General features: G+C 68.0%; 23 protein-coding genes. 17 read left to right on the forward strand and 6 right to left on the reverse strand.

Going from position 1 to position 25,104, the window contains the following annotated elements:
* Positions 1-150: 150 nt before the first annotated feature.
* Complete coding sequence (locus tag AC3WMR_RS22825) at positions 151-1,056, reverse strand: LysR family transcriptional regulator (RefSeq protein ID WP_492265116.1); 906 nt, start codon at positions 1,054-1,056, stop codon at positions 151-153.
* Between the two features lie 102 nt (positions 1,057-1,158).
* On the opposite strand from AC3WMR_RS22825, the gene ertD reads away from it, so the two are divergent.
* Together ertD and ertE are read left to right on the forward strand one after the other, a co-directional pair.
* Positions 1,159-2,514, forward strand: coding sequence for a hydantoin-5-propionate amidohydrolase (gene ertD / locus AC3WMR_RS22830; protein ID WP_492265115.1), 1,356 nt, complete (start codon positions 1,159-1,161; stop codon positions 2,512-2,514).
* Positions 2,515-2,525: 11 nt separating this feature from the next.
* On the forward strand, positions 2,526-3,788 hold the full coding sequence (gene ertE, locus AC3WMR_RS22835) for an N-carbamyl-l-glutamate amidohydrolase ErtE (protein WP_492265114.1): 1,263 nt from the start codon (positions 2,526-2,528) through the stop codon (positions 3,786-3,788).
* On the opposite strand, the gene AC3WMR_RS22840 is transcribed toward ertE, so the two are convergent.
* Positions 3,785-4,225 (reverse strand): hypothetical protein, encoded by a 441-nt coding sequence (locus AC3WMR_RS22840; RefSeq protein WP_492265113.1) that lies wholly within the window; start codon positions 4,223-4,225, stop codon positions 3,785-3,787. The genes ertE and AC3WMR_RS22840 overlap by 4 nt on opposite strands.
* A gap of 113 nt (positions 4,226-4,338) precedes the next feature.
* On the opposite strand from AC3WMR_RS22840, the gene AC3WMR_RS22845 reads away from it, so the two are divergent.
* The 3 genes from AC3WMR_RS22845 (at position 4,339) to AC3WMR_RS22855 (ending at position 6,595) form a co-directional block, all read left to right on the forward strand.
* Positions 4,339-5,175, forward strand: a complete 837-nt coding sequence (locus tag AC3WMR_RS22845; RefSeq protein ID WP_492265112.1) for an alpha/beta hydrolase fold domain-containing protein — start codon at positions 4,339-4,341, stop codon at positions 5,173-5,175.
* 114 nt (positions 5,176-5,289) lie between these two features.
* Positions 5,290-6,357, forward strand: a complete 1,068-nt coding sequence (locus tag AC3WMR_RS22850) for an alginate lyase family protein (RefSeq protein WP_492265111.1) — start codon at positions 5,290-5,292, stop codon at positions 6,355-6,357.
* A 70-nt stretch (positions 6,358-6,427) separates the two neighbouring features.
* On the forward strand, positions 6,428-6,595 hold the full coding sequence (locus AC3WMR_RS22855; RefSeq protein WP_115596977.1) for a hypothetical protein: 168 nt from the start codon (positions 6,428-6,430) through the stop codon (positions 6,593-6,595).
* Between the two features lie 161 nt (positions 6,596-6,756).
* On the opposite strand, the gene ykgO is transcribed toward AC3WMR_RS22855, so the two are convergent.
* Positions 6,757-6,897 (reverse strand): type B 50S ribosomal protein L36, encoded by a 141-nt coding sequence (ykgO, locus tag AC3WMR_RS22860; protein WP_006385796.1) that lies wholly within the window; start codon positions 6,895-6,897, stop codon positions 6,757-6,759.
* Between the two features lie 218 nt (positions 6,898-7,115).
* Between ykgO and AC3WMR_RS22865 the strand changes: the two genes are divergently transcribed.
* The 4 genes from AC3WMR_RS22865 to AC3WMR_RS22880 all read left to right on the forward strand — a co-directional run bounded on the left by AC3WMR_RS22865 (position 7,116) and on the right by AC3WMR_RS22880 (position 13,667).
* Positions 7,116-7,826, forward strand: coding sequence for a GntR family transcriptional regulator (locus AC3WMR_RS22865; protein ID WP_492265110.1), 711 nt, complete (start codon positions 7,116-7,118; stop codon positions 7,824-7,826).
* Positions 7,823-10,438: a Fe/S-dependent 2-methylisocitrate dehydratase AcnD gene (gene acnD, locus AC3WMR_RS22870; RefSeq protein ID WP_492265109.1), complete on the forward strand. Its 2,616-nt coding sequence runs from the start codon at positions 7,823-7,825 to the stop codon at positions 10,436-10,438. The genes AC3WMR_RS22865 and acnD overlap by 4 nt, the downstream gene beginning before the upstream one ends.
* A 71-nt stretch (positions 10,439-10,509) precedes the next feature.
* Positions 10,510-11,694, forward strand: a complete 1,185-nt coding sequence (gene prpF, locus AC3WMR_RS22875; protein ID WP_492265108.1) for a 2-methylaconitate cis-trans isomerase PrpF — start codon at positions 10,510-10,512, stop codon at positions 11,692-11,694.
* A gap of 50 nt (positions 11,695-11,744) precedes the next feature.
* Positions 11,745-13,667, forward strand: coding sequence for a WD40 repeat domain-containing protein (locus AC3WMR_RS22880; RefSeq protein ID WP_492265107.1), 1,923 nt, complete (start codon positions 11,745-11,747; stop codon positions 13,665-13,667).
* Positions 13,668-13,776: 109 nt separating this feature from the next.
* Here AC3WMR_RS22880 and AC3WMR_RS22885 read toward each other — a convergent pair whose 3' ends face one another.
* Both AC3WMR_RS22885 and AC3WMR_RS22890 read right to left on the reverse strand, forming a co-directional pair.
* Complete coding sequence (locus AC3WMR_RS22885; protein WP_492265106.1) at positions 13,777-15,327, reverse strand: argininosuccinate lyase; 1,551 nt, start codon at positions 15,325-15,327, stop codon at positions 13,777-13,779.
* A gap of 86 nt (positions 15,328-15,413) precedes the next feature.
* Positions 15,414-16,727, reverse strand: a complete 1,314-nt coding sequence (locus AC3WMR_RS22890; RefSeq protein ID WP_492265105.1) for an ATP-binding protein — start codon at positions 16,725-16,727, stop codon at positions 15,414-15,416.
* Between the two features lie 194 nt (positions 16,728-16,921).
* On the opposite strand from AC3WMR_RS22890, the gene AC3WMR_RS22895 reads away from it, so the two are divergent.
* Positions 16,922-17,464, forward strand: a complete 543-nt coding sequence (locus AC3WMR_RS22895; protein ID WP_492265104.1) for an SMI1/KNR4 family protein — start codon at positions 16,922-16,924, stop codon at positions 17,462-17,464.
* Between the two features lie 52 nt (positions 17,465-17,516).
* On the opposite strand, the gene AC3WMR_RS22900 is transcribed toward AC3WMR_RS22895, so the two are convergent.
* Complete coding sequence (locus AC3WMR_RS22900; protein ID WP_492265103.1) at positions 17,517-18,308, reverse strand: helix-turn-helix transcriptional regulator; 792 nt, start codon at positions 18,306-18,308, stop codon at positions 17,517-17,519.
* A gap of 157 nt (positions 18,309-18,465) precedes the next feature.
* Here AC3WMR_RS22900 and AC3WMR_RS22905 point away from each other — a divergent pair, with 157 nt between their 5' ends.
* From AC3WMR_RS22905 to AC3WMR_RS22935, 7 genes are read left to right on the forward strand one after another with little or no spacing between them, the layout of a single operon-like run.
* Entirely contained in the window at positions 18,466-20,175 is a 1,710-nt protein-coding gene (locus AC3WMR_RS22905; protein WP_492265102.1) for an FAD-dependent monooxygenase, read from the forward strand.
* Complete coding sequence (locus AC3WMR_RS22910; RefSeq protein ID WP_492265101.1) at positions 20,150-20,356, forward strand: DUF2783 domain-containing protein; 207 nt, start codon at positions 20,150-20,152, stop codon at positions 20,354-20,356. The genes AC3WMR_RS22905 and AC3WMR_RS22910 overlap by 26 nt, the downstream gene beginning before the upstream one ends.
* A gap of 17 nt (positions 20,357-20,373) precedes the next feature.
* Positions 20,374-20,961 carry a VOC family protein gene (locus AC3WMR_RS22915; RefSeq protein WP_492265100.1) on the forward strand — a complete coding sequence of 196 codons (588 nt, stop codon included), beginning with the start codon at positions 20,374-20,376 and terminating at the stop codon, positions 20,959-20,961.
* Between the two features lie 31 nt (positions 20,962-20,992).
* Positions 20,993-21,952 carry an MBL fold metallo-hydrolase gene (locus AC3WMR_RS22920; protein WP_492265099.1) on the forward strand — a complete coding sequence of 320 codons (960 nt, stop codon included), beginning with the start codon at positions 20,993-20,995 and terminating at the stop codon, positions 21,950-21,952.
* A gap of 23 nt (positions 21,953-21,975) precedes the next feature.
* Positions 21,976-22,998 (forward strand): fumarylacetoacetate hydrolase family protein, encoded by a 1,023-nt coding sequence (locus AC3WMR_RS22925; protein WP_492265098.1) that lies wholly within the window; start codon positions 21,976-21,978, stop codon positions 22,996-22,998.
* Positions 22,999-23,011: 13 nt separating this feature from the next.
* Entirely contained in the window at positions 23,012-23,680 is a 669-nt protein-coding gene (gene maiA, locus AC3WMR_RS22930; protein ID WP_492265097.1) for a maleylacetoacetate isomerase, read from the forward strand.
* 59 nt (positions 23,681-23,739) lie between these two features.
* Complete coding sequence (locus AC3WMR_RS22935) at positions 23,740-25,098, forward strand: MFS transporter (protein ID WP_492265096.1); 1,359 nt, start codon at positions 23,740-23,742, stop codon at positions 25,096-25,098.
* Positions 25,099-25,104: the final 6 nt, after the last annotated feature.

Raw genomic sequence — 25,104 nt, forward strand, 5'->3', positions numbered from 1 at the left:
GGAGATTTCGGGGAATCATAGGAAGCAATCTTGTTAATGTCGTATTACCTTTTATGCCTTGTATATAACGCCGTGTTAATCGTTGGCCGCGCCCAGAGAGAGGCGCGATCCGGGGCCGCGCCGCACCTAGGGATATCCCCAGGCGAGATATCAGTCGGATTCGAGGGAAGCCGGCAGGTCCAGCTTGTGCAACACGTCGATGAACGCCTGCGCCAACCGCGACAAGGGCTGCAATTGCAGGTGGAACACATTCACCGGCGCATGCACCGTATCCACGATCGGCACCGTCACCACGTCGGACCAGATCGGCCCCGCCACGGTGATCTCATCCACCAGCGCCACCCCGGCGCCAGCCTGCACCAGCGCACAGGCCACGTGCGCCTGCTGCACCTCGATGCGCGGTTCGGGCTGGGCGTCTTCGGTGCCGAACAGCTTGTGCACCAGCATGCCGAACGGAATGTCGGCGCTGTAGCCGATCAGCGGTTCACGCGCCAGTTCGGCCGCCGTGACCTGGCGCCGCGCGGCCAGCGGATGCCCCGCCGGCAGCACCGCCACGATCTTGTTTTCATAAAGCGGCCGGGTGGCCAGGCTGGGGTGGTTCACCGGCATGTAGGCCACCCCCAGCTCGACCTGCTGGGTCAGCAGCGACTGCTCCATCACCGCCGGGATCAGCGTCTGCAACACGATGCGGATCTCGGGAAACTGGCGGCGGAACCGGGCGATGGCGCGCGGCAGCAGCGACTGCCCCAGGCTGGGGCTGCAAGACAGCCGCAACTGGCCCTCGCGATTCTCGGCCAGGTTGTCGGCCACCTCGTTCACGCGCTGCACGTTCTGATAAAGCGCAGTCACTTCCACGAACAGCCGGCGCGCTTCCGGCGTGGGGTACAGCCGACCCTTGATGCGTTCGAACAGCATCAGCCCCAGGCGCTGCTCGGTATAGGCGATGAGCCGGCTGACGGCGGGCTGCGACACGAACAACAGCTTCGAGGCGCCGCTGATCGAGCCGCTGATCATGATGGCGCGGAACACCTCGATCTGCCGCAGATTCAATTTCATATGCTTAACCTGATGTTAATTCCCATGTACATATAAGCATAAGACGTTTTGATCTGCGGTTACTACACTGCCCTTCAATCCTTAGTCTGAATGGAAGTGGTCATGAGCGATTTCGATTGGGTGGTGCGCGGCAATATCGTCGATCCGCACGGCATTGTGGAAAACGGCTGGCTGGCGGTGCAAGGCGGCAAGATCGCCGCGCGCGGTACCGGCGCGGCCCCCGCGGCGCGCGAGAGCGTCGACGCCACCGGCCAATGGATCATTCCCGGCGTGGTCGACGGCCAGGTGCATTCCGGCAGCCAGGCCAACCAGGAAGGCCTGGGCTGGGCGTCCCGCGCCGCGGCGGCGGGCGGCGTCACCGTCATGGTCGACATGCCCTACGACGACCCCGAACCCGTGGCCTCGCGCCCGCACCTGGACGCCAAGATCGCCGAGGTCGAACGCGACTGCCATGTCGACGTGGCCCTGTTCGGCACGCTGAACACGCAACACGGCCTGGCGGCCGCGGCCGGCCTGATCGAGGGCGGCGTCTGTGCCTTCAAGTTCTCGACCTTCGAAGCCACGCCCGGCCGCTTTCCGCGCATCGAAGAAGACGATCTGTACGACGCCTTTCGCCTGATCGCGCCGTCGGGCCTGGCCTGCGGCGTGCACAACCAGATGCAGGAAATGACGCGCAAGAACATCGCGCGCCTGGTCGATGCCGGCGACACCGGCTGGGACGCCTTCATGCGCGCCCACACGCCGCTGATCGAAAACCTGGCCACCGCCCTGATCTACGAGATCGGCGCTGAAACCGGCGCCCGCGCCCATGCCGTGCACGTGTCCACCTCGCGCGGCTTCGAGATCTGCAACATGTACCGCCGCAACGGCCACCGCGCCAGCATCGAGACCTGCGTGCAGTACCTGATGCTGAACCACGAAGAGCACACCCGCCGCTTCGGCGCCAAGACCAAGCACTACCCGCCCATCCGCCCCAAGGCCGAGGTCGACCTGCTCTGGACCCACATCGCCAACGACGAATGCACCTTCGTCTCGTCCGACCACGTCAGCTGGGGCCTCGAACGCAAGCAGAATCCCAACGTCTTCAAGAACGCATCCGGCGGCCCCGGCCTGGAAACCCTGCTGCCCGCCTTCTGGACCGGCTGCGAAGAACACGGCATTTCGCCCACCATGGTGGTGCGCCAGCTGTGCAGCAACCCCGCCAAGCACTTCCTGCTCGACGACCGCAAGGGCACGCTGGATATCGGCAAGGACGCCGACATCGTCATTCTCACGCCGGAACGCTACGCCTTCGATCCCTCCGGCAGCCTGGCCGCCGTGAACTGGAGCTCGTTCGAAGGCCGTGAATTCACCGTCCGCGTGGCCGGCACCTGGTGCCGCGGCCAGCAGGTCTACGACGGCCAGCGCATCGTCAACCAGCAAGGCGACGGCCGCTTCCTGCGCCCGCGCCAGGCGTGAAGGCCGCGCCCATGTCCCAGCCTTTTCCGCCCCTGAACGCCGACCGCCTGTGGGCTCGCGTCCAGACCCTGTCGCGCCTCACCCTGCCCGACCAGCCCTGGACCCGCCGCGCGTTCTCGCCGCTGTTCCAGCAAGCCCGCCAGTGGCTGCGCGCCGAATTCGAAGCCGCGGGCCTGACCACGCGTGTGGATGCCGGCGGCAACCTGATCGGCACCCGCGCCGGCCGCAACCCTGGCCGCAAGCCGATTGCCACCGGCTCGCATTGCGACACCGTGCCCAGCGGCGGCCGCTTTGACGGCATCATCGGCGTGCTGGCCGGCATCGAAGTCGCCCACACCCTGCAGGAACACGGCATCGAACTGGAACACGACTTCGAAGTCATCGACTTCCTGTCCGAAGAACCCAGCGACTACGGCATTTCCTGTGTCGGCAGCCGCGCGCTCAGCGGCCAGCTCAGCGCCGACATGCTGGCCGCCCGCAACCCCGATGGCGAAACGCTGGCGCAGGGCATCGCCCGCATCGGCGGCGACCCGGCCGCGCTGAACGCCCCCTTGCGCGGCGCCCACGGCACCGCCGCATTCGTCGAACTGCACATCGAACAAGGCCCCGTGCTGGAAAGCCGCCAGTTGCCCATCGGCGTGGTCACCAACATCGTCGGTATCCGCCGCGTGCAGATCGTGGTCGAAGGCCAGCCCGACCACGCCGGCACCACGCCCATGGACATCCGCCGCGATGCCCTGGTGGGCGCGGCCCGCCTCATCGACGCCGCCAGCCGCCAGGCCAGTGCCGCCAGCGGCAATCCGCATTACGTGGTGGCCACCGTGGGCAAGCTGGCCATGACGCCCAACGCCGCCAACGCCGTACCCGGCCGCGTCGAACTGACGCTGGAAATGCGCAGCGACAGCAATGCGGTGCTGGACGCATTTCCCGAAACGCTGATGGCCTCGGTGGCCAACGACCTGAAGGCGCTGCGCCTGACCGCCGGCTTCACCCAGCTGAGCCGCGCCCAGCCCACCGACTGCGCGCCGCTGGTGATGGACGCGGTGAAGGCCGCTGCCGACCAGCTGGGCTACGCCAGCATGCGCCTGCCCAGCGGCGCGGGCCACGACGCGGTCTACATGGCGCCCACCGGCCCCATCGGCATGATCTTCATCCCCTGCCTGAACGGCCGCAGTCACTGCCCCGAAGAATGGATCGAACCGGCCCAGCTGCTGGACGGGACGCGCGTGCTGTACCAGACGGTGCTTGAATTGGATCGCGTGCTGCGCGGCTAACTGACGGACGCCAGCCTGCGAATGCCCTGGCGCGCCGCCACGACCGCCACCGCCAGCGGCAACGCGATATCCCACTGGGCCAGGAACAATTCAAAGGTCGGCTCCCAGCGCGCCCAGGTGTTGCCGAACACGATGGGATCCGGCGGCCCGAGATAGACAGCCAGCAACGCCGCGACAAAACCCGCCGCGGCGCGACCGATGGCTGACCGGCCCAGCCGGGTGAACCGCTCGGCCACACCCAACGCCACCCCGGCCGCCAGCGCCGCAAACGCGGCATCCAGCAGGAAATCCCGTCGCTCATACAGATAAGGCGCATTGGGAATCGCCAGGCCATACGACCCGGTCTGCAGCTTGGCCGTCAGGCAGGCGCCGAACAGCGCGGCGGCGGCAAACAGCAGCAGGAAATCGCAAAGCCGCGACAACAGTCTGGTGGGCATGGCAGCAAGGGGCAAGAGACAGGAGCGGCGCAGCATGCCACAAACCGGCGCCGGGTCGCCATGGCCGTCCGCCCGCGCTACAGTAGCCGGCATCCTGGATCCCACCCGCCGCCATGCGCCTGCCCCACCTGTTGATCGCCCTCGTCCTGGCCTGCGCCGTGGCAAGCCCGGCCCGCGCCGCCCCCGCCGCGCCGCTGATCGATCAGCACTACGGCCCGGACGCGGCGCAACGGGCGGACGTCTATCTCCCCGGTCGTTCATCCGGACCGGCCGCCCCCATCCTCGTCATGGTGCACGGCGGCGCCTGGAAAGGCGGTGACAAGGCCGCCCCGGATGTCGTCGACAACAAGCTCGACTACTGGCTGCCCAAGGGCTTTGCGATCGTCTCGGTCAATACCCGGGTGCTGCCAGAAGCGCGCCCCGAAGCCCAGGCGCAGGACCTGGGCCTGGCGCTGGCCTGGATCCGGCGCCAGGCGCCCGGCTGGGGGGCCGATCCAGACCGCATCATCGTCATGGGCCATTCGTCCGGCGGCCACCTGCTGGCGCTGCTGGCGGCCGACGCCGCCATGCGCCAACGCACCGGCGCGCAGCCCTGGCGCGCCAGCGTGATCCTGGACGGCGCCGGCTTCGACCTGCTGGACGTCATGCCCCGACCCCACGCCCCCTTCTACGACGACGCCTTCGGCGCCGACCCGGCCCAGTGGGCCCAGGCCTCGCCCGCCGCCCAACTGCGCGGCCCGGTATCGCCAACCCTGCTGGTGTGCTCGACCCTGCGGCCGGACCCCTGCCGCCGGTCGCGCAGCTACGCCGACCAGCTCGCCGCGCACGGCAACCAGGCGGAAATCCTGGGCGTCGCGCGCAACCACGCCCAGATCAATGCGGACGTGGGCGCGGACAACGACGAAACCCGCGCCATCTCGCGCTATATCGACGCCCATCTGGCGCGCTAGGCGCCGCGGCGAACCCTGGCCGCAACGGCGGCCGACGCGCCAAGCCGTCACGCAACTTAAATCGCGAAGGGCGGTCTATTCGGAACGCGTCGCGACGCTTCAATACAGGTTCGCATGATGACTCCGCCCTTGCACCGCCCCATTGCAGGCATCCCGCCGGCCCCCTCGCGCCGCCTGCCCCGCTGGCGATACGCAACCGGTCTGCTGCTGGCCCTGGCCGGCGCGCAGGCGCTGGCGGCCGCCACACAATGCCCAACGCCGCCTCCCGGGCCGCGCGACCTGCAAGGCACGGGCTACTACACCGATGCGGCCCACTCAAAGATCGATCCGCAATTGCAGGCCCGCAACCGCGCCCAGACGCGCCCCCTGGACGACTACGCGCAGCGCATCGCCACGATGTCCGACGCCTACCTGGCCGACAACGATGCCGCCGCCGGCCGCTGCGCCCAGGCCTGGCTGGCCGCGTGGGCGCAAGATGGCGCGATGATGGGCCGGATGATCCGCGACAACAATGACCAGCCCGACTACCTGCGCCAATGGACCCACGGCGCCGTTGCGCTGGCCTACCTGAAGACCTTGCCGCTGACCACGCCGGCGCAGCGCGGCGTCATCGAGCCCTGGCTCAAGCAACTGTCCCGCGCCAACCTGGCCTACTGGGACGATGCCCGGCACAAGCGCAACAACCACTATTACTGGACCGGCGTCGGCATCATGGCCACGGCAGTGGCAACCCACGATGCCGACCTGCTGCGCACCGCGCAGGCCATTTACCGCAAGGGCGTGGACGACATCCAGCCCGACGGCAGCCTGCCCATGGAAATGGCGCGCGGCCGCCGCGCCCTGCACTATCACGACTACGCCGCCGCCCCGCTGGTCATGATGGCCGAACTGGCCAACGAAACCGGCCACGACTGGTACACGTACCGCGATGGCGCGCTGGGCCGGCTGGCGCGCCGCGTGGCAGATGGCTATCGCGACAGCGCCTGGTTCGCCCAGCGCGCCGGCGCGCCGCAAGAGGCCGAACGGCCACATGGCAGCAGCGGCTGGGTCGAGTTCTACCGTCAGCATGCCGCCGATCCGCACGACTTCGACGCCATGCACGCCGACGGGCCATTCAAGGACCCCCGGCTGGGCGGAAACCTGACCCTGATGGCCCGCCACGGCATCATGCCCAAACCCTGACTCAGGCGTAAACTGGAAGCGCATCCATAGGCTGTACGCGGCCGCCGAGGGGCAGCCGCCGGAGATCACCATGAAACCCACCACGACACGCGCGCTGGCTTTGCTGGCCGCCCTGCTTATCCTGGGCGGCTGTTCGTCCCTGGGCCCTGGCGGCCCGCCGCATCCCGGCGCCGTCAACCCCTACAGCAGCGGCGGCTTCCGCGACGCCGGCCCGAACTATCCGGATACCGGTCCGTAATCACACGCCTTTGCCTGCGCCGGCCCGCCTTCTGCGGCGTCAGCCGGCCGCTGGCTTGGCCGCATCAGATCAACACCTGCGCCTGCAACCACGCCGACACCCGCGGCGGGGCCGGCGCCCACCACGGCAACGTCAAGCACGTTCGATTGCACGAGGCGCCGTTACTTGTGTTTCGCGCCGCCCTGGCGCGCCTTGAAGCGCGGGTTGGACTTGCAGATCACGTAGATGCGCCCGCGGCGCTTGACGACCTGGCAGTCCCGGTGGCGGGTCTTGGCGTCTTTGAGAGAGGAAAGTACTTTCATGCGGGGCTCCGGAAGGAATGGGAATGCAGGCCCCGATCTCGCGCCAGCGGGATCAGCGGCCAGACAATAATGATATGTAATAACATTCTATTTGTCACGCCGCATTCAAACCCAGAGCTTGCAGCCATCCCGCCTCACGGGTAAATTGTTGACAATCCATCGCCCAAAGGCGACCTACACCGGGTTTTCACCCAGATAAAGACCAGATTGTTGACACAATGAGCAAAGTGCTGACGCTACCCAGCGCCGAGCCTGGCGATAACGAGACCCTGGCGGAACACATCTTCCGCAAGATCCAGTCCGCCATCGTCAAAGGCGAAATCGCCCCCGGCAGCAAGATCTCCGAACCGGAACTGGCGCGCATCCACGGCGTCAGCCGGGGCCCGCTGCGCGAGGCCCTGCACCGGCTGGAAGGCCAGAGGCTGCTGGTGCGCGTGCCACACGCCGGCGCCCGCGTCGTGTCGCTCAGTCCCAAAGAGCTGGCCGAGTTGTATGAAATCCGCGAATCCCTGGAAGGCATGGCCTGCCGCCTGGCCGCCGATCGCATGCCGTCCGCGGAAATCGAAGAACTGCGCCAGGTGCTGCTTGCCCACGAAAAAGACGCGGCCTTCCAGGCAGGCATCGGCTACTACCAGCAGGAGGGCGACTACGACTTTCACTACCGCATCGTCAAAGGCAGCGGCAATGAAATGCTGTTTCGCATGCTGTGCGACGAGCTCTACCAACTGGCGCGCATGTACCGCATCCAGTATTCGACCACCCCGAACCGCCCACGGCAGTCGTATGCCGAGCACCACCGCATTCTTGACGCCATCGCCGACCGCGATGGCGAGCTGGCTGAACTCCTGATGCGCCGCCACATCCGCGCATCCCGTCTCAACATTGAAAATCAGATCGCTCAGGGCAACCTGAAGCGCACCGAGGCATGAACAAATCCTATCGCAAGCCCCTGCCCGGCACCCGCCTGGACTACTTCGACACCCGCGCCGCCGTGGACGCCATTTCGCCCGGCGCCTACGACCGCCTGCCCTATACCTCGCGCGTGCACGCCGAGAACCTGGTGCGCCGCTGCGACCCCGCGATGCTGACCGATGCGCTCAAGCAGCTGATCGAACGCCGCCGCGACCTGGACTTCCCGTGGTATCCGGCCCGCGTGGTCTGTCATGACATCCTGGGCCAGACCGCGCTGGTCGACCTGGCCGGCCTGCGCGATGCCATCGCCGACATGGGCGGCGACCCTGCCAAGGTCAACCCGGTGGTGCCGGTGCAACTGATCGTGGACCACTCGCTGGCCGTGGAATACGGCGGCAACGACCCCGACGCCTTCGAGAAGAACCGCGCCGTCGAAGACCGCCGCAACGAAGACCGCTTCCACTTCATCGACTGGACCAAGCAGGCCTTTCGCAACATCGAAGTCGTGCCCCCGGGCAACGGCATCATGCACCAGATCAACCTGGAGCGGATGTCCCCGGTGATCTACACGCAAGACGGCGTGGCCTTCCCCGACACCCTGGTCGGCACCGACAGCCACACCCCGCACGTGGACGCGCTGGGCGTCATCGCCATCGGCGTGGGCGGCCTGGAAGCCGAAAACGTCATGCTGGGCCGCGCCTCGTGGATGCGCCTGCCCGACATCATCGGCGTCGAACTCTCGGGCCGCGCGCAGCCCGGCATCACCGCCACCGACGTGGTGCTGACCCTGACCGAGTTCCTGCGCAAGGAAAAGGTCGTGGGCGCCTACCTGGAGTTCTACGGCGAAGGCGCCGCCAGCCTGACGCTGGGCGACCGCGCCACCATCTCGAACATGGCCCCGGAATACGGCGCCACGGCCGCGATGTTCTCCATCGACCAGCAGACCATCGACTACCTGCGCCTGACCGGCCGCGAAGACGAGCAGATCGCGCTGGTGGAAACCTACGCCAAGACCACCGGCCTGTGGTCCGACAGCCTGAAGACCGCCGAATACGAACGCGTGCTGCGCTTTGACCTGTCGACCGTGGTGCGCACCCTGGCCGGCCCGTCCAACCCGCATCGCCGCCTGCCGGTGGCCGACCTGGCCGAACGCGGCATTTCCGGCGTGGTCGAGAACCAGCCAGGCCTGATGCCCGACGGCGCCGTCATCATCGCCGCCATCACCAGCTGCACCAACACCAGCAACCCGCGCAACGTCATCGCCGCGGGCCTCTTGGCGCGCAACGCCAACCGCGCCGGCCTGACCCGCAAGCCCTGGGTCAAGAGTTCGCTGGCCCCCGGCTCGAAGGCCGTGGCCCTGTACCTGGACGAAGCCGGCCTGACCGAAGACCTGGAAAAGCTCGGCTTCGGCGTGGTGGCGTTTGCCTGTACCACGTGCAATGGCATGTCGGGCGCGCTGGACCCCGTGATCCAGCAGGAAATCATCGACCGCGACCTGTACGCCACCGCCGTGCTGTCCGGCAACCGTAACTTCGACGGCCGCATCCACCCCTACGCCAAGCAGGCCTTCCTGGCCTCGCCGCCGTTGGTGGTGGCCTACGCCATCGCCGGCACCATCCGCTTCGACATCGAACGCGACGTGCTGGGCACCACCGCCGATGGCCGCGAGATCCGCCTGAAGGACATCTGGCCGACGGATGCCGAGATCGACGCCACGGTAAAGGCCGCCGTCAAACCCGAACAGTTCCGCAAGGTCTATGCGCCCATGTTCGGCATCCAGAAAGAACGCGCCGCCGGCATCAGCCCCTTGTATGCCTGGCGCCCGCAAAGCACCTACATCCGCCGTCCGCCGTACTGGGAAGGCGCGCTGGCCGGCGAACGCACGCTGCGCGGCATGCTGCCGCTGGCCGTGCTGGGCGACAACATCACCACCGACCACCTGTCGCCGTCCAACGCCATCCTGATGGACAGCGCGGCGGGCGAATACCTGCACAAGATGGGCCTGCCCGAAGAGGACTTCAACTCGTACGCCACCCACCGCGGCGACCACCTGACGGCGCAGCGCGCCACCTTCGCCAACCCCAAGCTCTTCAACGAAATGGTGAAGAACGCCGACGGCACGGTCAAACAGGGCTCGCTGGCGCGCGTGGAACCCGAAGGCAAAGAGATGCGCATGTGGGAAGCCATCGAAACCTACATGGACCGCAAGCAGCCGCTCATCATCGTGGCCGGCGCCGACTACGGCCAGGGTTCGTCGCGCGACTGGGCCGCCAAGGGCGTGCGCCTGGCTGGCGTGCAAGCCATCGCCGCCGAAGGCTTCGAACGCATCCACCGCACCAACCTCATCGGCATGGGCGTGCTGCCGCTGGAATTCAAGCCGGGCGTGAACCGCAAGACGCTGGGCCTGGACGGCACCGAAAGCTACGACGTGGTCGGCGAACGCAAGCCGCGCGCCGACCTGACGCTGGTCGTGCACCGGCGCAACGGCGAAACGCTGCAGGTGCCGATGACCTGCCGCCTGGACACCGCCGAGGAAGTCTCCATCTACGAGGCCGGCGGCGTGCTGCAGCGCTTTGCCCAGGACTTCCTGGAGGCCGAATCGGCCGGCTCGGCCAAGCAGGCCGGCTGATCCCCGCATCCAACACCCAGGCGGGCGCCCCGCGCGCCCGCCGCCCACATTCAAGACATCAGGACTGCCCCATGGCCCACGCACCCCAGATCAAGATTGCCGCCACCTACATGCGCGGCGGCACCAGCAAAGGCGTGTTCTTCAAGCTGGACGACCTGCCCGAATCCGCCCGCGTGGCGGGCCCGGCCCGCGATGCGCTGCTGATGCGCGTCATCGGCAGCCCCGACCCCTACGGCAAGCAGATCGACGGCATGGGCGCGGCCACCTCCAGCACCAGCAAGACCGTCATCGTCGGCAAGAGCACCCGCCCCGACCACGACGTGGATTACCTGTTCGGCCAGGTCTCCATCGACCAGGCGTTCGTGGACTGGAGCGGCAACTGCGGCAACCTGTCCGCCGCGGTCGGCCCCTTCGCCATCACCAACGGCCTGATCGACCCAGCCCGCATTCCTCAAAACGGCATCGCCGTGGTGCGCATCTGGCAGGCCAACATCCAGAAGACCATCATCGCCCACGTGCCCATCACCGACGGCGCCGTGCAGGAAACCGGCGACTTCGAACTGGACGGCGTGACCTTCCCCGCCGCCGAGTTGCAGCTGGAATTCATGAACCCGGCCGAAGAAGGCGACGGCGGCTCGATGTTCCCCACCGGCAACCTGGTGGACGACCTGGAAGTGCCCGGCGTGGGCACCTTCAAGGCCACCCTGATCAACTCGGGCATTCCCACCATCTTCCTGAACGCCGACGCGCTGGGCTACAGCGGCGCCGAACTGCAGGACGACATCAATGGCGACGCCGCCGCGCTGGCCCGCTTCGAGACCATCCGCGCCCACGGCGCGCTGCGCATGGGCCTGATCAAGTCCCTGGAAGAAGCCGCCGCCCGCCAGCACACCCCCAAGGTCGCCTTCGTGGCCGGCCCCAAGGCCTACACCGCGTCCAGCGGCAAGCAGATCGGCGCCGGTGACATCGACGTGCTGGTGCGCGCCCTGTCCATGGGCAAGCTGCACCACGCCATGATGGGCACCGCGTCGGTCGCCATCGCCACCGCCGCCGCCGTACCCGGTACGCTGGTCAACCTGGCGGCCGGCGGCGGCCAGCGCGACCAGGTCTGCTTCGGCCACCCGTCGGGCACGCTGCGTGTGGGCGCCGAAGCCCAATTGGTCGACGGCGAATGGACCGTCACCAAGGCCATCATGAGCCGCAGCGCCCGCGTGCTGATGGAAGGCCGCGTGCACGTGCCGCGCGTCGGGTTCTAAGGTCCGGGCTGCGGTATTCTCTGCCGCAGCCCTCATCGACGGACTCCTCCATGGCATTTCCTCGCGCCCCGCGCGCGCTGCGCGGAATCAAGGCTGGCCTGGCCAGCGCCGCACTTGTCGCGTCGGCCACTGCCGCCGCCGACGCCACCCCGATCCTGATGCAGCCCGCGCCGGGCGCCACCTACGTCCACGGCCGCTATTACCTGATTCCCCAGCCCTACGCAGCGGTCAAGGCCGACCTTGAAAAAGGCCTGTCTGACCCCAGCCTGGGCGGCTTCAGCCAGCGCGACGACAGCGCCCCCGTATCGGCCATGGAGTTCTACTGGGCACAGGTCGCAGCGCGCCACCTGCCCGCCGTGAAACAGGCGCTGGACGACCAGGCCAGCGGCCATGCCACCCCGGTCCTGGACAAGGCCCTGGCCGCGGGCGTCATCACTGCCGACGAACGCGACGCCTTCCGCCAGGCCATCGCCCGCCAACCCGAATATGCCGACGAAGTCATCAAGTCGCTGCCGTTCTTCTCGCAGCCGGTGGCGCGCTGGTCGTTCGAGCGCGAACGCGAGAAATCCCGCCGTACCCAGGCCGACTACGGCACCGTCATGGACGTCTCCACCCTGGCCGGCCGCGCGCCATTGACGCTGGTCTGGTACGGTGGCGCGGCCACCACCGTGACCCGCCATTTCCGCATGACCCGCTGCATGGTCGGCGTGGCCTGCTTTCCCGACCCGCATATCGAACGCAATGCCCAGACGGTCGAACATGCCGATCCGGCGCTGGCCCACTACGTCAACAGCCTGACGCAACGGCAGCAAGCCCTGCCCCAGGGAGATGCCGACCGGATCATGCAGGCCTACTTCGACGCCTATGCGCGCGGCGCGTCCGCCGCCACCGCCCAGCCCGCCCCCGCCGACGCCGCGTTGCCGGAAACCACCCTGCCCGGCACTCCCTTGCCGGCCGACGAATCCGACCTGCGGCGCTACGACAACGACAGCTGGCGCCTCATCGCCCTGCCTGACGGCAGCCTGCTGGCGTCGGGCGCCGCCGTGCACCGCTACGTGCCGCGCGCCGGCACAGCCATCGATCGCGAAAGCGGCCCCGCGGGCTTCGGCATGGCGCGCACCTTGAAAATCGCCCCCGACGGCCAGGTCTGGGCCCAGGGCCTGCGCGAAGACGGCTCAGCCGTCCTGCTTGCCTGGCGGCCCGGCCAGCGCCAGGCCACGCCGTTCGCGCTGGCAACCGCGATGCCCGACCGACGCATCGACGACTGGACCCTGCCCGCCCGTGGCGGCGTCGCGTTGCGCGTGGGCGACACGCTGTACACCATGACGCCCCAGGGCCGCTGGAGCCAGCGCCCCTGGGATGCGTCGTTGCGCCGCGCCGCCAGCGACGCGCTCGAACAGGCCCTGCCGTGGCGCTACAGCGAAGCCATTCAATTCGGCGATGGCCTGTTCTGGGGCGCCGACCGCGACGGCTACGGCATCGATCCCGCCACCGCCCAGGTGGCCGCCAGCTTCAAGACCACCGCCGACAAGCTCTTTTTCGGCAGCCGCCGCGGCAATTGGGCCCTGGCCCTGGCCGAAACGCCCGACGGCCGGCGTCTGCGCGCCATCGACCTGGCCACCGGCCAGGCCCGCTTCGATCTGGAAACCCCGGCCGTCTACTACACCTCCAGCGCGGCGCGCAGCGCCCACGGCCGCCTGCTTGCCGTCAGCGGTGCCGACACCACCGTGGTGGTCATGGATATGGCCGAAGCAAAGATGCGGCTCAACCTGCGCGCCCCCAAGGACTACAGCGTCAGCGCCATGGCCTTCTCGTGGGCAGGCGACCGGTTGTGGATCTACGCCCGGCCCGTGGGCAACAATGGCCCCGCGCGGTTGCTCAGCTGGGACGTGCCGGCAGACCTGCGCGATGCCGCACAGGGGCTGGACATCCCTGATCAGTTGCGCTGCGGGTATTCGATGGAATGCCGCTGAAACGCAACGACGCCCACTCGGGGCGTCGTTGCGTGGCAGCATGCACGCCGCCTGGCTTGCCGGGTGCCGTCAACAGCCGGCCACGGCAGCAAGGCCGGCAAGCCTCGCCTTACTTGGCCTGCTCTTTCGGCGCGCTGGCCACCAGCGCGTCAAAGGCCTTGTCCAGGCTGGCCAGCGAATCGGCGATATGGGCGCGGCGATCCTTGATCCACTTGTCCTGCGACGCCAGCTGCTCGCGGGCTTCCTTGATCATGCGATCCATCTCGGCCGGCTGCGGGCCGCCACTGGTGGCGCGGTTCTTCACGATGGCCACCGGGTCCAGCGTCGAGCGGAACTCGGCTTCGCTCATCGGCAGTTCGTTCGGATACTTCGATCCCTTCATCGCCTCGGCGTAGATACGACGCGCCTGGTCATACGGGAAGTCCAGCGGCTTGATGTTGTTGGTCTTGGCGTAGCTCACGACTTCCGAGGCGAAGTGGTGACCGTCGCGGAACGGCAGCTTGTACTTGCGCATCAGCACGTCGGCCAGTTCCTGCGAAGCCGTCCAGTCGCTGTTCAGTTCTTCCAGCGCGCGATCCGGGCTGATCACCATGGCCTTGAGGACGCGATCCCAGCGTTTCAGCGCCGAAATACCGCTGTCGACCATCGCCGAATTCTGCTTCACGTCCTTGGGGTCGCTCATGCCCGGGGTGATGTTGTGCGTCTGGATCACCGGCCCCATCGCCAGCGTCACCGCCGTCGACGCGTCGCTGCGCGTGTCGTTCAGCAAGCCCGGGTTGCGCTTTTGCGGCATGGCGCTGGACACATAGGTATTGCCGCCGCCCTCTTCCAGCAGGATCCACGGACGCGACTGCGCATATTGCGTCATCACGTCTTCCACGAAATTGCCCGTGCGCAGCGCGATGCTGGTCACGATGGATGCCACTTCCACCGGCTGGTCCATCGACGAGATCTGCGAGGCGTCATAGGCGTTGTCCACCAGCGCCGTGAAGCCCAGGTATTGCGCCATGCGCTTTCTGTCCAGCGGCCAGCTGGTGCCGTTCAGCACCGTGGTGCCCATGGGCGAACGGTCGATGCGCACATAGGCCTCGCGAATGCGCTGGGCATCGCGCGCAAGACCTGCCGCCTGACCCAGCAAATAGTGGCCGTAGCTGTTCGGCTGCGCCGCCACGCCATTGGTGTAGTTCGGCACGATGGTGCCGGCGTGCCTGGCCGCCAGTTCCACCAGCGTGGTCGACGTGGCGTTCAGCTGGTCCGCCAGTTCCAGCAGCTTGTCGCGCAGGATCGCGCTGCGGTAGGTCGCGTGCATGTCCTGGCTGGAACGGCCCGCGTGCAGCAGCGTCACGTCTTCGCCCGCCGCCTTGATCAGCAGCGGCTCGAACGTGATGACGCTGGCCGGCCGCTTGGCGCCGGGCTGGTTGCCGTCGTTGATCACCTTGGCCACGCCAGCCGCCAGGCGCGGTGCCATGGACTTGTCCAGCAGCCCTTCGTCGGTGTTGATCACGGCCGTGGCCTTGTTGATCTCGCCCAGCCAGAAGAACGGATCATGCGCGGGCGGCTTGGCGGCGGCCGGCGCGGCGGGCGCCTGCTGGGCCAGGGCGGCCTGGCTGCCAAGGGAAAAAACAAGGGCTGCGCCCAGGGCGGGCAGGAAATGTCTCATGGCGTTCTCGTTATGGGAAAGAGAGTCGGCCGGGGAAGCCCCCGATGCCAAGCGCCATTTTTGCTCGGACTTAGATCAAAATGCAATTATTCCGACAGGCCCGGGGGCACTGCCCAGCGCAGCACGAAACGCGCACCGCCCAGCGGGCTGTCGCACACCTGAATGGTGCCCCGGTGACTGGCCGCCACGCGCTGCACGATCGCCAGCCCCAGGCCCGCGCCGCCCGTGCCGCGGTCGCGGCTTTCATCCAGGCGGGTGAAGGGTTCGAAGACCCTGTCGCGGTCTGCGGCGGGAATGCCCGGCCCGTCGTCATCGACGATCAACTCGAAACCGCCTTGCGGACAGTGCGCCAGCGCGATCTCGATGCGGCCGCGTGCATAGCGCACCGCATTCTGCACCAGGTTCAACAGCGCGCGGCTCATGTAGCGCGGGTTCAGGCTGACATGCGGCGGGTGCCCCTCCACCACCACGCAGCGCACATTGCGCGCATCGGCCTGGTGTGCCACCTGGGCCAGCGCCTCGCCCAGCCAGTCGCGCGTGTCCACGGTTTCCTGCTTGACCGCGTCGTCGGCCGGCCGCTCCAGCCGCGCGTACACCAGCAGTTCGGCCACCATGCTTTCCAGTTCGGAAATGTCGGCGCGCATGTCGCGCAGCACGCGGCCATGCTCACGCGGCAGGCCGCTGCGATCCAGCACATCCACCTCGAACGACAATCTCGCCAAGGGCGTACGCAATTCATGCGACACCGCATTGGTCAGGCTGCGCTGGTTATCGATCAGCGTGGCGATGCGGCTGGCCATGGCGTTGAAGCTTTCCCCGACATGCCGGATGCCCGTGATGCGCGACAGATGCACCCGCATGCCCAGCTCGCCCTGGCCCATCCGCACCGCGGCATTGCGCAGCCGGTCCATGTCGCGCCACATCGGCAGCGCCCACAACGCCAGCAGCCCCACGCCCACCATCACCGTCAGGAAGGTCCACAGGGTCCAGGTCAGCACCGTATCGACCAGGCCCTCGCCCGGCAGGCGCACTTCCAGCCATTGCGCGGGCTCGCCGGGCAGCGGCACCAGGTGCGTGTTGTATTCGTCGCGCATGACAAAGCCCTGGCTTTCCAGCTGCTCGCGTTCGTTGCCGCTCAGCCGGACCTGGTCCTGGCGCAGCAGCCGCAGCAGCAGGCCGTAATGCGGCAACACCTGTTCGCGCAGCGCGGCCTCGCGCTCGGCCGGCGCCACGCCATCGAGCCGCTGGTGCAGCTCGTAGACCTGGCCCCGCAGCGACTGGTAGGCGATCTCGTCAACCGTCGGCTTGAACAGCTTGCCCAGGCCCTTGTCCACCAGTTGGTACGCCAGGCACAGACTGATCACGACAACGATGAAGAATCGAACGAAGAATTTGAACATTGAAGGCCCAGGCGCCGACAGCCGGCGGCTTGGGATCATAGGGAGAAAGCGGGGTGGCGATCCGCCGCCATTTGTGGGGGATTTGTGAAAAATCGTGAAACACAGGGGTCCCACAAGGCGCGTTATCCTGGGGCTGCTGTTCGGTTGCCTGCCCGGCGGAATCCCGCGCCCCCCCTCGAAAGGACTCCCACTTCATGGACCCGCTAGAGAAATTCCTGCGTTCGGACAAGATCCTGCAATCGTTCCCGGGCGCCAACCGCGCCGCGATCCAGGCTTACGAGCAAGCCTGGCAGACGCGTTTTTCCGATGGCTACAAGGCATTTCTGACGCGCAGCAACGGCCTGCGCTTCGGCTTCGATTTCGACCAGGCGCACCGGGCCGGCGTGTCGCCCGCGCTGGCCGACATGAATACGTTTTTCGGTATCGGCAATGGCAACCCGCACCTGGACCTGGCGTTGCTGACCCCGAAAATGGGCTTTCACAACCGCGCCTTCCTGCCTTTCGCCCCGGTGCTGGGATTGGGCGGCGACTTCTGTACCTACGTGGAAATCAGCCAGGGCACGCACCAGGGCCGCATCATGTACACCGATGGAGAGATGGCCTCGGAGTACGAAGACCTGGATATCCGAGGCCAGGACGTCGACACCCTGGTCGACGGCTTCATCGACGACGGCTGGTTCATGCCCGTCGCCGCGTCGTTCGACGATTTGATCCGGCTGTACGCGAAGATGGCGTGAAGGCCGATCGGCAGCGCCCGACGGATGTCATCAGCACCGCTATGGGCCGCGCCTACGTGCCGTCCAAGGCCGCTCGATCGCCAGGCGCCTTGACCAGGAATTCCTTCAGGCTGGCGACCTTGCTCTTCTTGAAGATGCGGTTCTTGTAGGTCACGACCGTGGTGGGCGACAGGCCCAGCGCACGGCCCACTTCCTTGGCCGTGTGGCCCTGGCGCAGCAGGTTCGCCACCTGGATCTCACGAAACGACAGGTCCGCCGGCCAGGCGGCCACCGGTGCCGGCGCGGCCTCGCGCCGACATAGCTGGTGATGGCGCCGCGCCAACGCGATCAGCAGCGGCGCGCGGCCGCGCATCAGGTCGGTCACGTCCGCCGAATGCGTGCGCGAAAAGTACAGGTTCAGGTAGCTGATGCCTTCGCTGCGCGCGCCGATCAATGAAATCTTGCTGGCAAAGCCGGGCCGCTCGAACAGCAGGCGGCGGTATTCGGCATCCAGGATGTGACCAGGCGCGGGCGTCTGGATGATCAGGTCCGGCTGTCCCTCGGGCCGACAGGCCAGGTCGCGCAGCAGCGCGTAGTTGGGATCGCGGCGGTAGAACTGGTCATCGACGTAGACGTTGGTGGTCCATTCGATGAGGGACTGGTTCAGGAGGCTGGCGGCCGACGAATACTGCACCGAGCCGTCGTGCCCGTAGAACACGTGGGCGACATGATCGGCCGCCACCGTTTCGCGCAGGGCCAGCAGCAGCGCGGCATGGAACATCGGCCCGCCCAGGTCCATCACGGCGGACGCGGCCCATTGGTCCGTCCCCCCGGCCGCAGCCAGCGGCGTGCTTGTCTCTTCCATGGTTCTGGGTCCTCGTACGGACGTGTTTTTCCCGATTCTACGGTCAACCCCGGCCGTCCGTGTGTCCTCTTCCGTGAGGACATGACGGGCCCGCGCCGCGCTTCTAGAGTTTGGCCCTGAGACAAACACGCCGTGCCACAGAGCACTAGGGAAAACGATGACAGAGCTTCCCCTCTACCCCTACATCCGGCCCGCCGAGATGGATGGCGCGCGCGCCGAGCCGCACCCCGTCGCCATCGTCGGCGCCGGGCTTTCCGGCCTGACGCTGGCACTGGACCTGGTACGCCGCGGCATTCCCGTGGTGGTGCTGGACGATGACAACACGGTGGGCGTGCGCGGCCTGGCCTCGCGCGGCATGGTCTGGGCCCAGCGCACGCTGGACATCTTCGACCGGTTGGGCATGGCGGGCGCGGTGGTGGACAAGGGCGTGCGCTGGAACGTCGGGCGCGTCCTGTGCCGCGACAAGGCGGTGGCGTCGTTCACGTTGCAAGACCAGCCGGACATGCGCCACAACGGCTTCGTGAACCTGCAGCAATACTATCTGGAAGCCTTCCTGGTCGACGCCTTGCAGCGCGAGCCGCTGGCCGACCTGCGCTGGCTAAATGCCGTCGTCGGCGTCGAACCCGGTACGGATGGCCCCGCCACGCTGCGCGTGCAGACGCCCGACGGCATCTACGCCACGCGCGCCCAATGGGTGGTGGCCTGCGACGGCGCGCACAGCGCGGTGCGCGGCATGCTGGGCCTGCAACCGCGCGTCTACGACCGCACCGAAGACCGCTGGATCATCATCGATATCGTCCTGCGCGGCACGGCCTGGCCCGAAGAACGCTGGACCTGGCTGGACGCGGGCAGCAACCATGGCCGCGCGGTCTGGCGCCACAAGATGGCCGACGACACCTGGCGGCTGGATTTCCAGCTGCGGCCCGACGAAGACGCCGAGGCGGCGGCAACGGAAGCCGGCATGCGCCGGCGCGTGCTGGACCTGGTGGGCGACCCGGTCGATTTCGACATCGCGTGGCACGGCGTCTGGGCCTACCGCCACGAATGCCTGGACAGCCTGCGCCATGGCCGCGTGCTGTTCGCGGGCGATTCGGCCCACCTGGTCGCGCCCTTTGGCGCGCGCGGCGGCAACGGCGGCATCCAGGACGCCGACAACCTGGGCTGGAAACTGGCGCTGCTGCTGCAAGGGAGCGCCGATGCCTGCCTGCTGGACAGCTACAGCGCCGAGCGCAAGCACGCGGCCATGGAGAACATCCGCCAGGCGCGGCGCTCATCCCGCTTCGTGTATCCGGGCGCCGCCCGATCGGCCGCGCTGTGGCGCGACGCCATCATCGCGCTCGCGCCGCACCACCAGGCCGCCGCCCGCCTGATCAACACCGGCCGCCTGTGCATGCCTGCGGTCTATCCCCCGTCGCCGCTGGTGCGCGGCAGCCATGCCCACGCCGGACGCGCGCTGCCCAACATCGTGCTGCGGCAGGCGGACGGGCTGTCTTTGCATGCGCTGCTGGGCCCCTGGTTCACGGCGCTGGTCTTCGGCGACGCCTTGCCGCCCGACGCCACAGGCGCAACGCACGCCGATGGCCGGGTGCGCTGGGCGGCGGTCGGACCGCTGTGCGATGCGCGCGGCCGCGCCGCGCTGGCGCATCAGCTTGGCGTGGCCCTGGACGGCGCAACCTGGCTCGTGCGCCCCGATCAGCATGTCATGGCGGCGGGCGACGCGCAGGCCTTGCCCCCCGCCCAGATCACGACCTGGCTCGACGCCGCGCTGGGCCAGGCCGCCCGCCCGACGTTCCCCGCTGCCCCGGCCCACGGCCTGCAGCATTTCCCCGGAGACCCGCTACATGCCGCCCTCACAGCAACAGCTTGATGACCTGCTCGAACGTCTGATCGCGTTGACCGACCAGCCCGACCCCGTGGACCAGCGCGACAGCCTGGCGCGGCTGTCGCTGCTGCTCATCGAAGCCGTGGACGACGCAGCCCGGGTGCAGTCGGCCGTCGAAGAAATCCTCGCGGCGCGTGCCGAGCCGCCTGCCCTGCACATCCCTTGACCCACGGAGACGGCGCCATGACGCATTCCACTGAAACCCCGCGGCCCGACGCCGCCTGCCCGCCCATTCAGGGCCTGCACCACTTCGCCTGGCGCTGCCGCGACGCCGAGGAAACCCGGCATTTCTACGAAGACATCCTGGGCCTGCCACTGGTGCACGTGGTCAAGGAAGAACGGGTGCCGTCCACCGGCGAACACTGCCCCTTCGTACACCTGTTCTTTGAATTCGCCGACCGTTCGCACATCGCCTTCTTCGACCTGGGCGACAACGCCGTGAGCCAGCCCGACCCCGCCACCCCGCGCTGGGTCAACCACTTCGCCATGGAAATCCGCGGCGAAGCCGAACTGGAACGGATGCGCCAACGCCTGTTGGCCCAGGGCATCGAGGTGGTCGGCCCGACCGACCACCACTTCATCCGCTCGCTCTATTTCTTCGACCCCAACGGCATCCGGCTGGAACTGACCACCCGCCTGCCCGTCCCCGACTACGTGGCCGGCAAACGCCGCAGCGCCCATGACGACCTGGCCGACTGGACCCGCGACAAGGCCGCCGGCCTGCGGCCCGGCGCCTCGGGCACCAGCAGCCAGGCCCGCCAGGCCCGCTGACCCCTTCATTCCCACCCGATACAGGAACACGATGACCAAGCCCTTTGCCTCCCAGGCCGACGTAGCCGAAAAGAAAACGTCTTTCGTCCGCCTATCCGACAACGCCTATGCCTACCTCGCCGACGGTGACCCCAACTCCGGCGTCATCATCGGCGACGACTGCGTGATGGTGGTCGACGCGACCGCCACGCCGGTCATGGCCCAGCCCCTGATCCGCGCGATTCGCGGCGTCACCGACAAGCCCATCCACCACGTCGCCCTGACCCACTACCACGCCGTGCGCGTGCTGGGCGCGTCCGCCTTTGCCGCCGAAGGCGCTGTCAACACCTTCGCCAGCCGCGGCACCTACGAACTGATCGCCGAGCGCGGCCAGGCCGACATGGACTCCGAGATCGGCCGCTTTCCCCGACTGTTCCAATCCGCCGAAGGCATCCCCGGGCTGACCTGGCCCACGGTGGTGTTCGAGCGCGAACTGACCGTGAACCTGGGCAATCTGGAAGTGCGCATGATGCATCTGGGCGCCGGCCACACCCGCGGCGATTCGATCGTATGGATTCCGTCGCAGGGCATCTGCTTTTCCGGCGATCTGGTCGAATTCAATGCCGGCGTCTACACCGGCGACGCCTACCTGGCCGACTGGCCGGCCACGCTGGATGCGCTGCAAGCCTTGCAGCCGCGCCAGCTGGTACCGGGGCGCGGCCCCGCGCTCACGCATCCCGACGCCTGCCGCGAGGCCATCGGCTACACGAAGCGTTGGGTAGAGACGCTGTACGGCTGCGCCCGCCAGGGCGTCAGCGAAGGCAAGGGCCTCAAGCAAGTCTACGAAGACACCCGCCGCGTGATGGACCCGGAATTCGGCCACGTCGTCATCTATGAACACGCCATTCCCTTTGACATCTCGCGCGCCTTCGACGAAGCCAGCGGCATCGCCGAGCCGCGCGTCTGGACCGCTCAACGCGACCGCGAAATGTGGGCCGAGCTCACCGCCTGACGCCACCACCACGGAACCCGACCATGAAACTTGCCACCCTGAACCACGGCACCCGCGACGGCCAGCTGGTCGTCGTCGACCGCGCGCTCGCCCGCCAGCGCCCCGTGCCGCACATCGCCGCCACCTTGCAGCAAGCCCTGGACGACTGGGCCCGCTGCGCACCGCGCCTGCAAGCGGAATATGACGACCTGCAAGCCGGCGGCGCCGGCCAGCCGTTCGATGCCGCCCAGTGCGCCGCGCCGCTGCCGCGCGCCTACCAGTGGCTGGACGCATCCGCCTACCTCAACCATGTCGACCTGACGCGGCGCGCGCGCGGCGGCGAAATGCCGCCGTCGTTTCGCACCGACCCGCTGATGTACCAGGGCGCCTCTGACGACTTCATGGGTCCCTGCGACCCGATCACCGCCGCCAGCGAAGATCTGGGGGTCGACCTTGAAGCCGAGATCGTGGTGGTCACCGACGACGTGCCGCTGGGCGTGGACGCCGACACGGCGCTGAATCATGTGGTGCTGCTGGGCCTGGTCAACGACGTCACGCTGCGCAACGTGGTGCTGCCGGAATTGACCAAGGGCTTTGGCTTTCTGCAAGGCAAGCCGGCGTCGGCGCTGTCGCCCGTGCTGGTCACCCCCGACGAACTCGCCCCCTATTGGCGGGACGGCAAGCTGCACCGGCCGATGCAGGTGTGGTTGAACGGCCAACTGCTGGGCCAGCCCCAGGCCGGCGAGGAAATGCAGTTTCATTTCGGCGAGTTGATCGCGCACGCGGCGCGCACCCGCCGCCTGGGCGCCGGCACCCTCGTAGGCAGCGGCACCATCTCGAACGCCAGCGATGCCGTCGGCGTGTGCTGCCTGGTCGAAGCGCGGGTGCGTGAGCAACTGCGCGAAGGCCAGATGCGCACGCCCTTCCTCAAGCATGGCGACCAGGTGCGCATCGCCATGCAGGACGACGCCGGCCACAGCCTGTTTGGCGACATCGACCAGCAGGTCCGCATCCCCGGCACCCGCCCGCTGCCGCCGGCCCTGGCCCGTCACGCCGTCACCGCCTGAACAGGACGCCGCCATGGCCGACACGCCCATACCCACCCTGCACAGCTACTGGCGCAGCTCGGCGGCCTATCGGGTCCGCCTTGCCCTGGCCATCAAGCGCCTGCCGTATCGGCAGGTCGCCTGGCACATGGCCAAAGGCGAACACCAGCAGCCCGCCTACCGCCAGATCGCGCCGTTCGGCCTGGTGCCCATGCTGGAGATCGACGGCCTGCGCTTGCAGCAGTCGCTGGCCATCATCGAATACCTGGATGCGCGCCACCCCGAGCCCGCCCTGCTGCCCAGCGCCCCCGCACAGCGGGCACAGGCCCGCGCCCTGGCGCAACTGGTGGCCTGCGAGATGCATCCGCTGAACAACCTGCGCACCTTGAACCGGCTGCGCAGCCAGTTCGGCGCCGATGACGCGCAAGTGCAGGACTGGTATCGCCATTGGTGCGAGGAAGGCTTTCGCGCATTTGAGGCGGCATTGGGCGCCGGCCATGGCGACTACGCGCTGGGCGCGGCGCCGTCGCTGGTGGAGTGCTGCCTGGTGCCGCAGGTCTACAACGCCCGGCGCTACGCGGTCGACCTGACGCCGTTTGCCCGCGTGCGCGCCATCGTGCAGGCCTGCGAATCGCTGCCTGCCTTCGACGCGGCACGGCCCGAAAACCAGCCCGACGCGCCACGCCCCGCGCAGGCTGCCTGAACCCTCACCCTACCCCCCACATAAAAAGCGGCCCAGACCGCGCCCCCCAGGAGACATGCATGCAGACAGACCTTTCCGGACAGGGCGCCGTTGCGCCCGCCCCGCTGGCCGACCGGCCGGCGGCAGCCCCCTTGGTCAGCGTCGAAGACCGCAAGGTGCTCGCGGCCACGCTGGTCGGCTCGGCCATCGAGTGGTACGACTACTTCATCTACGTCCAGGCCGCGGGCCTGGTGCTGGGCAGCCTGTTCTTTGCCCCTTTCGCCCGCGAGAATCCCGAGCTGTCGCTGATCCTGTCGTTTGCCACCGTCGGCGTGGCGTTCCTGTTCCGGCCCCTGGGCGCCATTGTCTGTGGCCACCTGGGCGACCGCTATGGCCGTAAACGCGTACTGGCCGCCACGCTCATCCTCATGGGCGTCTCGACCGCGCTGATCGGCGTACTGCCCACCTATGCGCAGATCGGGCTGTGGGCGCCAGTCATCCTGGTCGGGCTGCGCGTGCTGCAAGGTTTCTCGGCAGGCGGCGAATGGGGCGGCGCGGCGCTCATGGCCGTCGAACACGCCCCGGTCGACCGACGGTCGTTGTTCGGCGCCTTTCCGCAGATCGGCGTGCCGCTGGGCATGATCGTCGCCACGGGCGTGCTGTGGTGCATCACGGCGCTGGTCGGCGCCGACAACTTCATGGCCTGGGGCTGGCGCATCTCGTTCCTGCTGTCCATTGCGCTGATCATTGTGGGCGTCTTCATCCGCCGCGCCGTCGAGGAATCGCCGGTGTTCCTGCAGATGCGGTCGCGGCGCAGCCATTCATCGGCGCCGCTGGGCACGCTGCTGCGCCAACATCCGCGCCAGATTGCGCTGACGACGCTGATCTTCGTGGGCAACAGCACCGCCGGCTACCTGCTGGTGGGGTTTTTCATCAGCTACGGCAGCCGCGCCCTGCACATGCCGGCGCAGCAGGTGCTGATGATCTGCACGCTGGCCGCCGCCTGCTGGCTGGGCACCACGCTTCTGGGCGGCTGGCTGGGCGACCGCATCGGCCGCGTGCGCACCTTCCAGGTGGGCTATGTGCTGCTGGCCCTGTGGGCCATTCCGATGTGGGGGCTGATCGAATCGGGCAACCCGGCGCTGTTCACGCTGGCGCTGGCGGTACTGTCGGTGCCGCTGGGCCTGACCTATGGGCCGCAGGCCGCCCTGTATGCCGAGATGTTCCCCGCCGACGTGCGCTATTCCGGCGTGTCGGCCGGCTACGCGCTGGGGTCCATCCTGGGCGGCGCCTTCGCCGCGATGATCGCGCAATCGATCATCTCGGCCACCGGGCAATCGTGGCTGGTGGGGGTGTACGTCGTCGTCATGGCGGCCATCTCGTTCATCGCCGTCACGCTGGTCAAGGACAAGCCCGGCACGACGCTGCACGCCGACTGACGCCCC

The organism is Achromobacter sp. FW305-C-28, assembly GCF_058783235.1.

Excerpts from the sequence above, each read along its gene's own strand:
- AC3WMR_RS22825 (WP_492265116.1), bottom strand. The coding sequence starts at position 1,056 with ATGAAATTGAATCTGCGGCAGATCGAGGTGTTCCGCGCCATCATGATC.
- AC3WMR_RS22900 (WP_492265103.1), bottom strand. The coding sequence starts at position 18,308 with ATGGAAGAGACAAGCACGCCGCTGGCTGCGGCCGGGGGGACGGACCAA.
- prpF (WP_492265108.1), top strand. The coding sequence starts at position 10,510 with ATGGCCCACGCACCCCAGATCAAGATTGCCGCCACCTACATGCGCGGC.
- AC3WMR_RS22920 (WP_492265099.1), top strand. The coding sequence starts at position 20,993 with ATGACCAAGCCCTTTGCCTCCCAGGCCGACGTAGCCGAAAAGAAAACG.
- AC3WMR_RS22840 (WP_492265113.1), bottom strand. The coding sequence starts at position 4,225 with ATGCCCACCAGACTGTTGTCGCGGCTTTGCGATTTCCTGCTGCTGTTT.
- maiA (WP_492265097.1), top strand. The coding sequence starts at position 23,012 with ATGGCCGACACGCCCATACCCACCCTGCACAGCTACTGGCGCAGCTCG.
- AC3WMR_RS22905 (WP_492265102.1), top strand. The coding sequence starts at position 18,466 with ATGACAGAGCTTCCCCTCTACCCCTACATCCGGCCCGCCGAGATGGAT.
- ertE (WP_492265114.1), top strand. The coding sequence starts at position 2,526 with ATGTCCCAGCCTTTTCCGCCCCTGAACGCCGACCGCCTGTGGGCTCGC.
- AC3WMR_RS22845 (WP_492265112.1), top strand. The coding sequence starts at position 4,339 with ATGCGCCTGCCCCACCTGTTGATCGCCCTCGTCCTGGCCTGCGCCGTG.
- AC3WMR_RS22885 (WP_492265106.1), bottom strand. The coding sequence starts at position 15,327 with ATGAGACATTTCCTGCCCGCCCTGGGCGCAGCCCTTGTTTTTTCCCTT.
- ykgO (WP_006385796.1), bottom strand. The coding sequence starts at position 6,897 with ATGAAAGTACTTTCCTCTCTCAAAGACGCCAAGACCCGCCACCGGGAC.
- AC3WMR_RS22855 (WP_115596977.1), top strand. The coding sequence starts at position 6,428 with ATGAAACCCACCACGACACGCGCGCTGGCTTTGCTGGCCGCCCTGCTT.
- AC3WMR_RS22915 (WP_492265100.1), top strand. The coding sequence starts at position 20,374 with ATGACGCATTCCACTGAAACCCCGCGGCCCGACGCCGCCTGCCCGCCC.
- AC3WMR_RS22895 (WP_492265104.1), top strand. The coding sequence starts at position 16,922 with ATGGACCCGCTAGAGAAATTCCTGCGTTCGGACAAGATCCTGCAATCG.
- AC3WMR_RS22880 (WP_492265107.1), top strand. The coding sequence starts at position 11,745 with ATGGCATTTCCTCGCGCCCCGCGCGCGCTGCGCGGAATCAAGGCTGGC.
- ertD (WP_492265115.1), top strand. The coding sequence starts at position 1,159 with ATGAGCGATTTCGATTGGGTGGTGCGCGGCAATATCGTCGATCCGCAC.
- AC3WMR_RS22850 (WP_492265111.1), top strand. The coding sequence starts at position 5,290 with ATGATGACTCCGCCCTTGCACCGCCCCATTGCAGGCATCCCGCCGGCC.
- AC3WMR_RS22865 (WP_492265110.1), top strand. The coding sequence starts at position 7,116 with ATGAGCAAAGTGCTGACGCTACCCAGCGCCGAGCCTGGCGATAACGAG.
- AC3WMR_RS22925 (WP_492265098.1), top strand. The coding sequence starts at position 21,976 with ATGAAACTTGCCACCCTGAACCACGGCACCCGCGACGGCCAGCTGGTC.
- AC3WMR_RS22910 (WP_492265101.1), top strand. The coding sequence starts at position 20,150 with ATGCCGCCCTCACAGCAACAGCTTGATGACCTGCTCGAACGTCTGATC.
- AC3WMR_RS22935 (WP_492265096.1), top strand. The coding sequence starts at position 23,740 with ATGCAGACAGACCTTTCCGGACAGGGCGCCGTTGCGCCCGCCCCGCTG.
- acnD (WP_492265109.1), top strand. The coding sequence starts at position 7,823 with ATGAACAAATCCTATCGCAAGCCCCTGCCCGGCACCCGCCTGGACTAC.
- AC3WMR_RS22890 (WP_492265105.1), bottom strand. The coding sequence starts at position 16,727 with ATGTTCAAATTCTTCGTTCGATTCTTCATCGTTGTCGTGATCAGTCTG.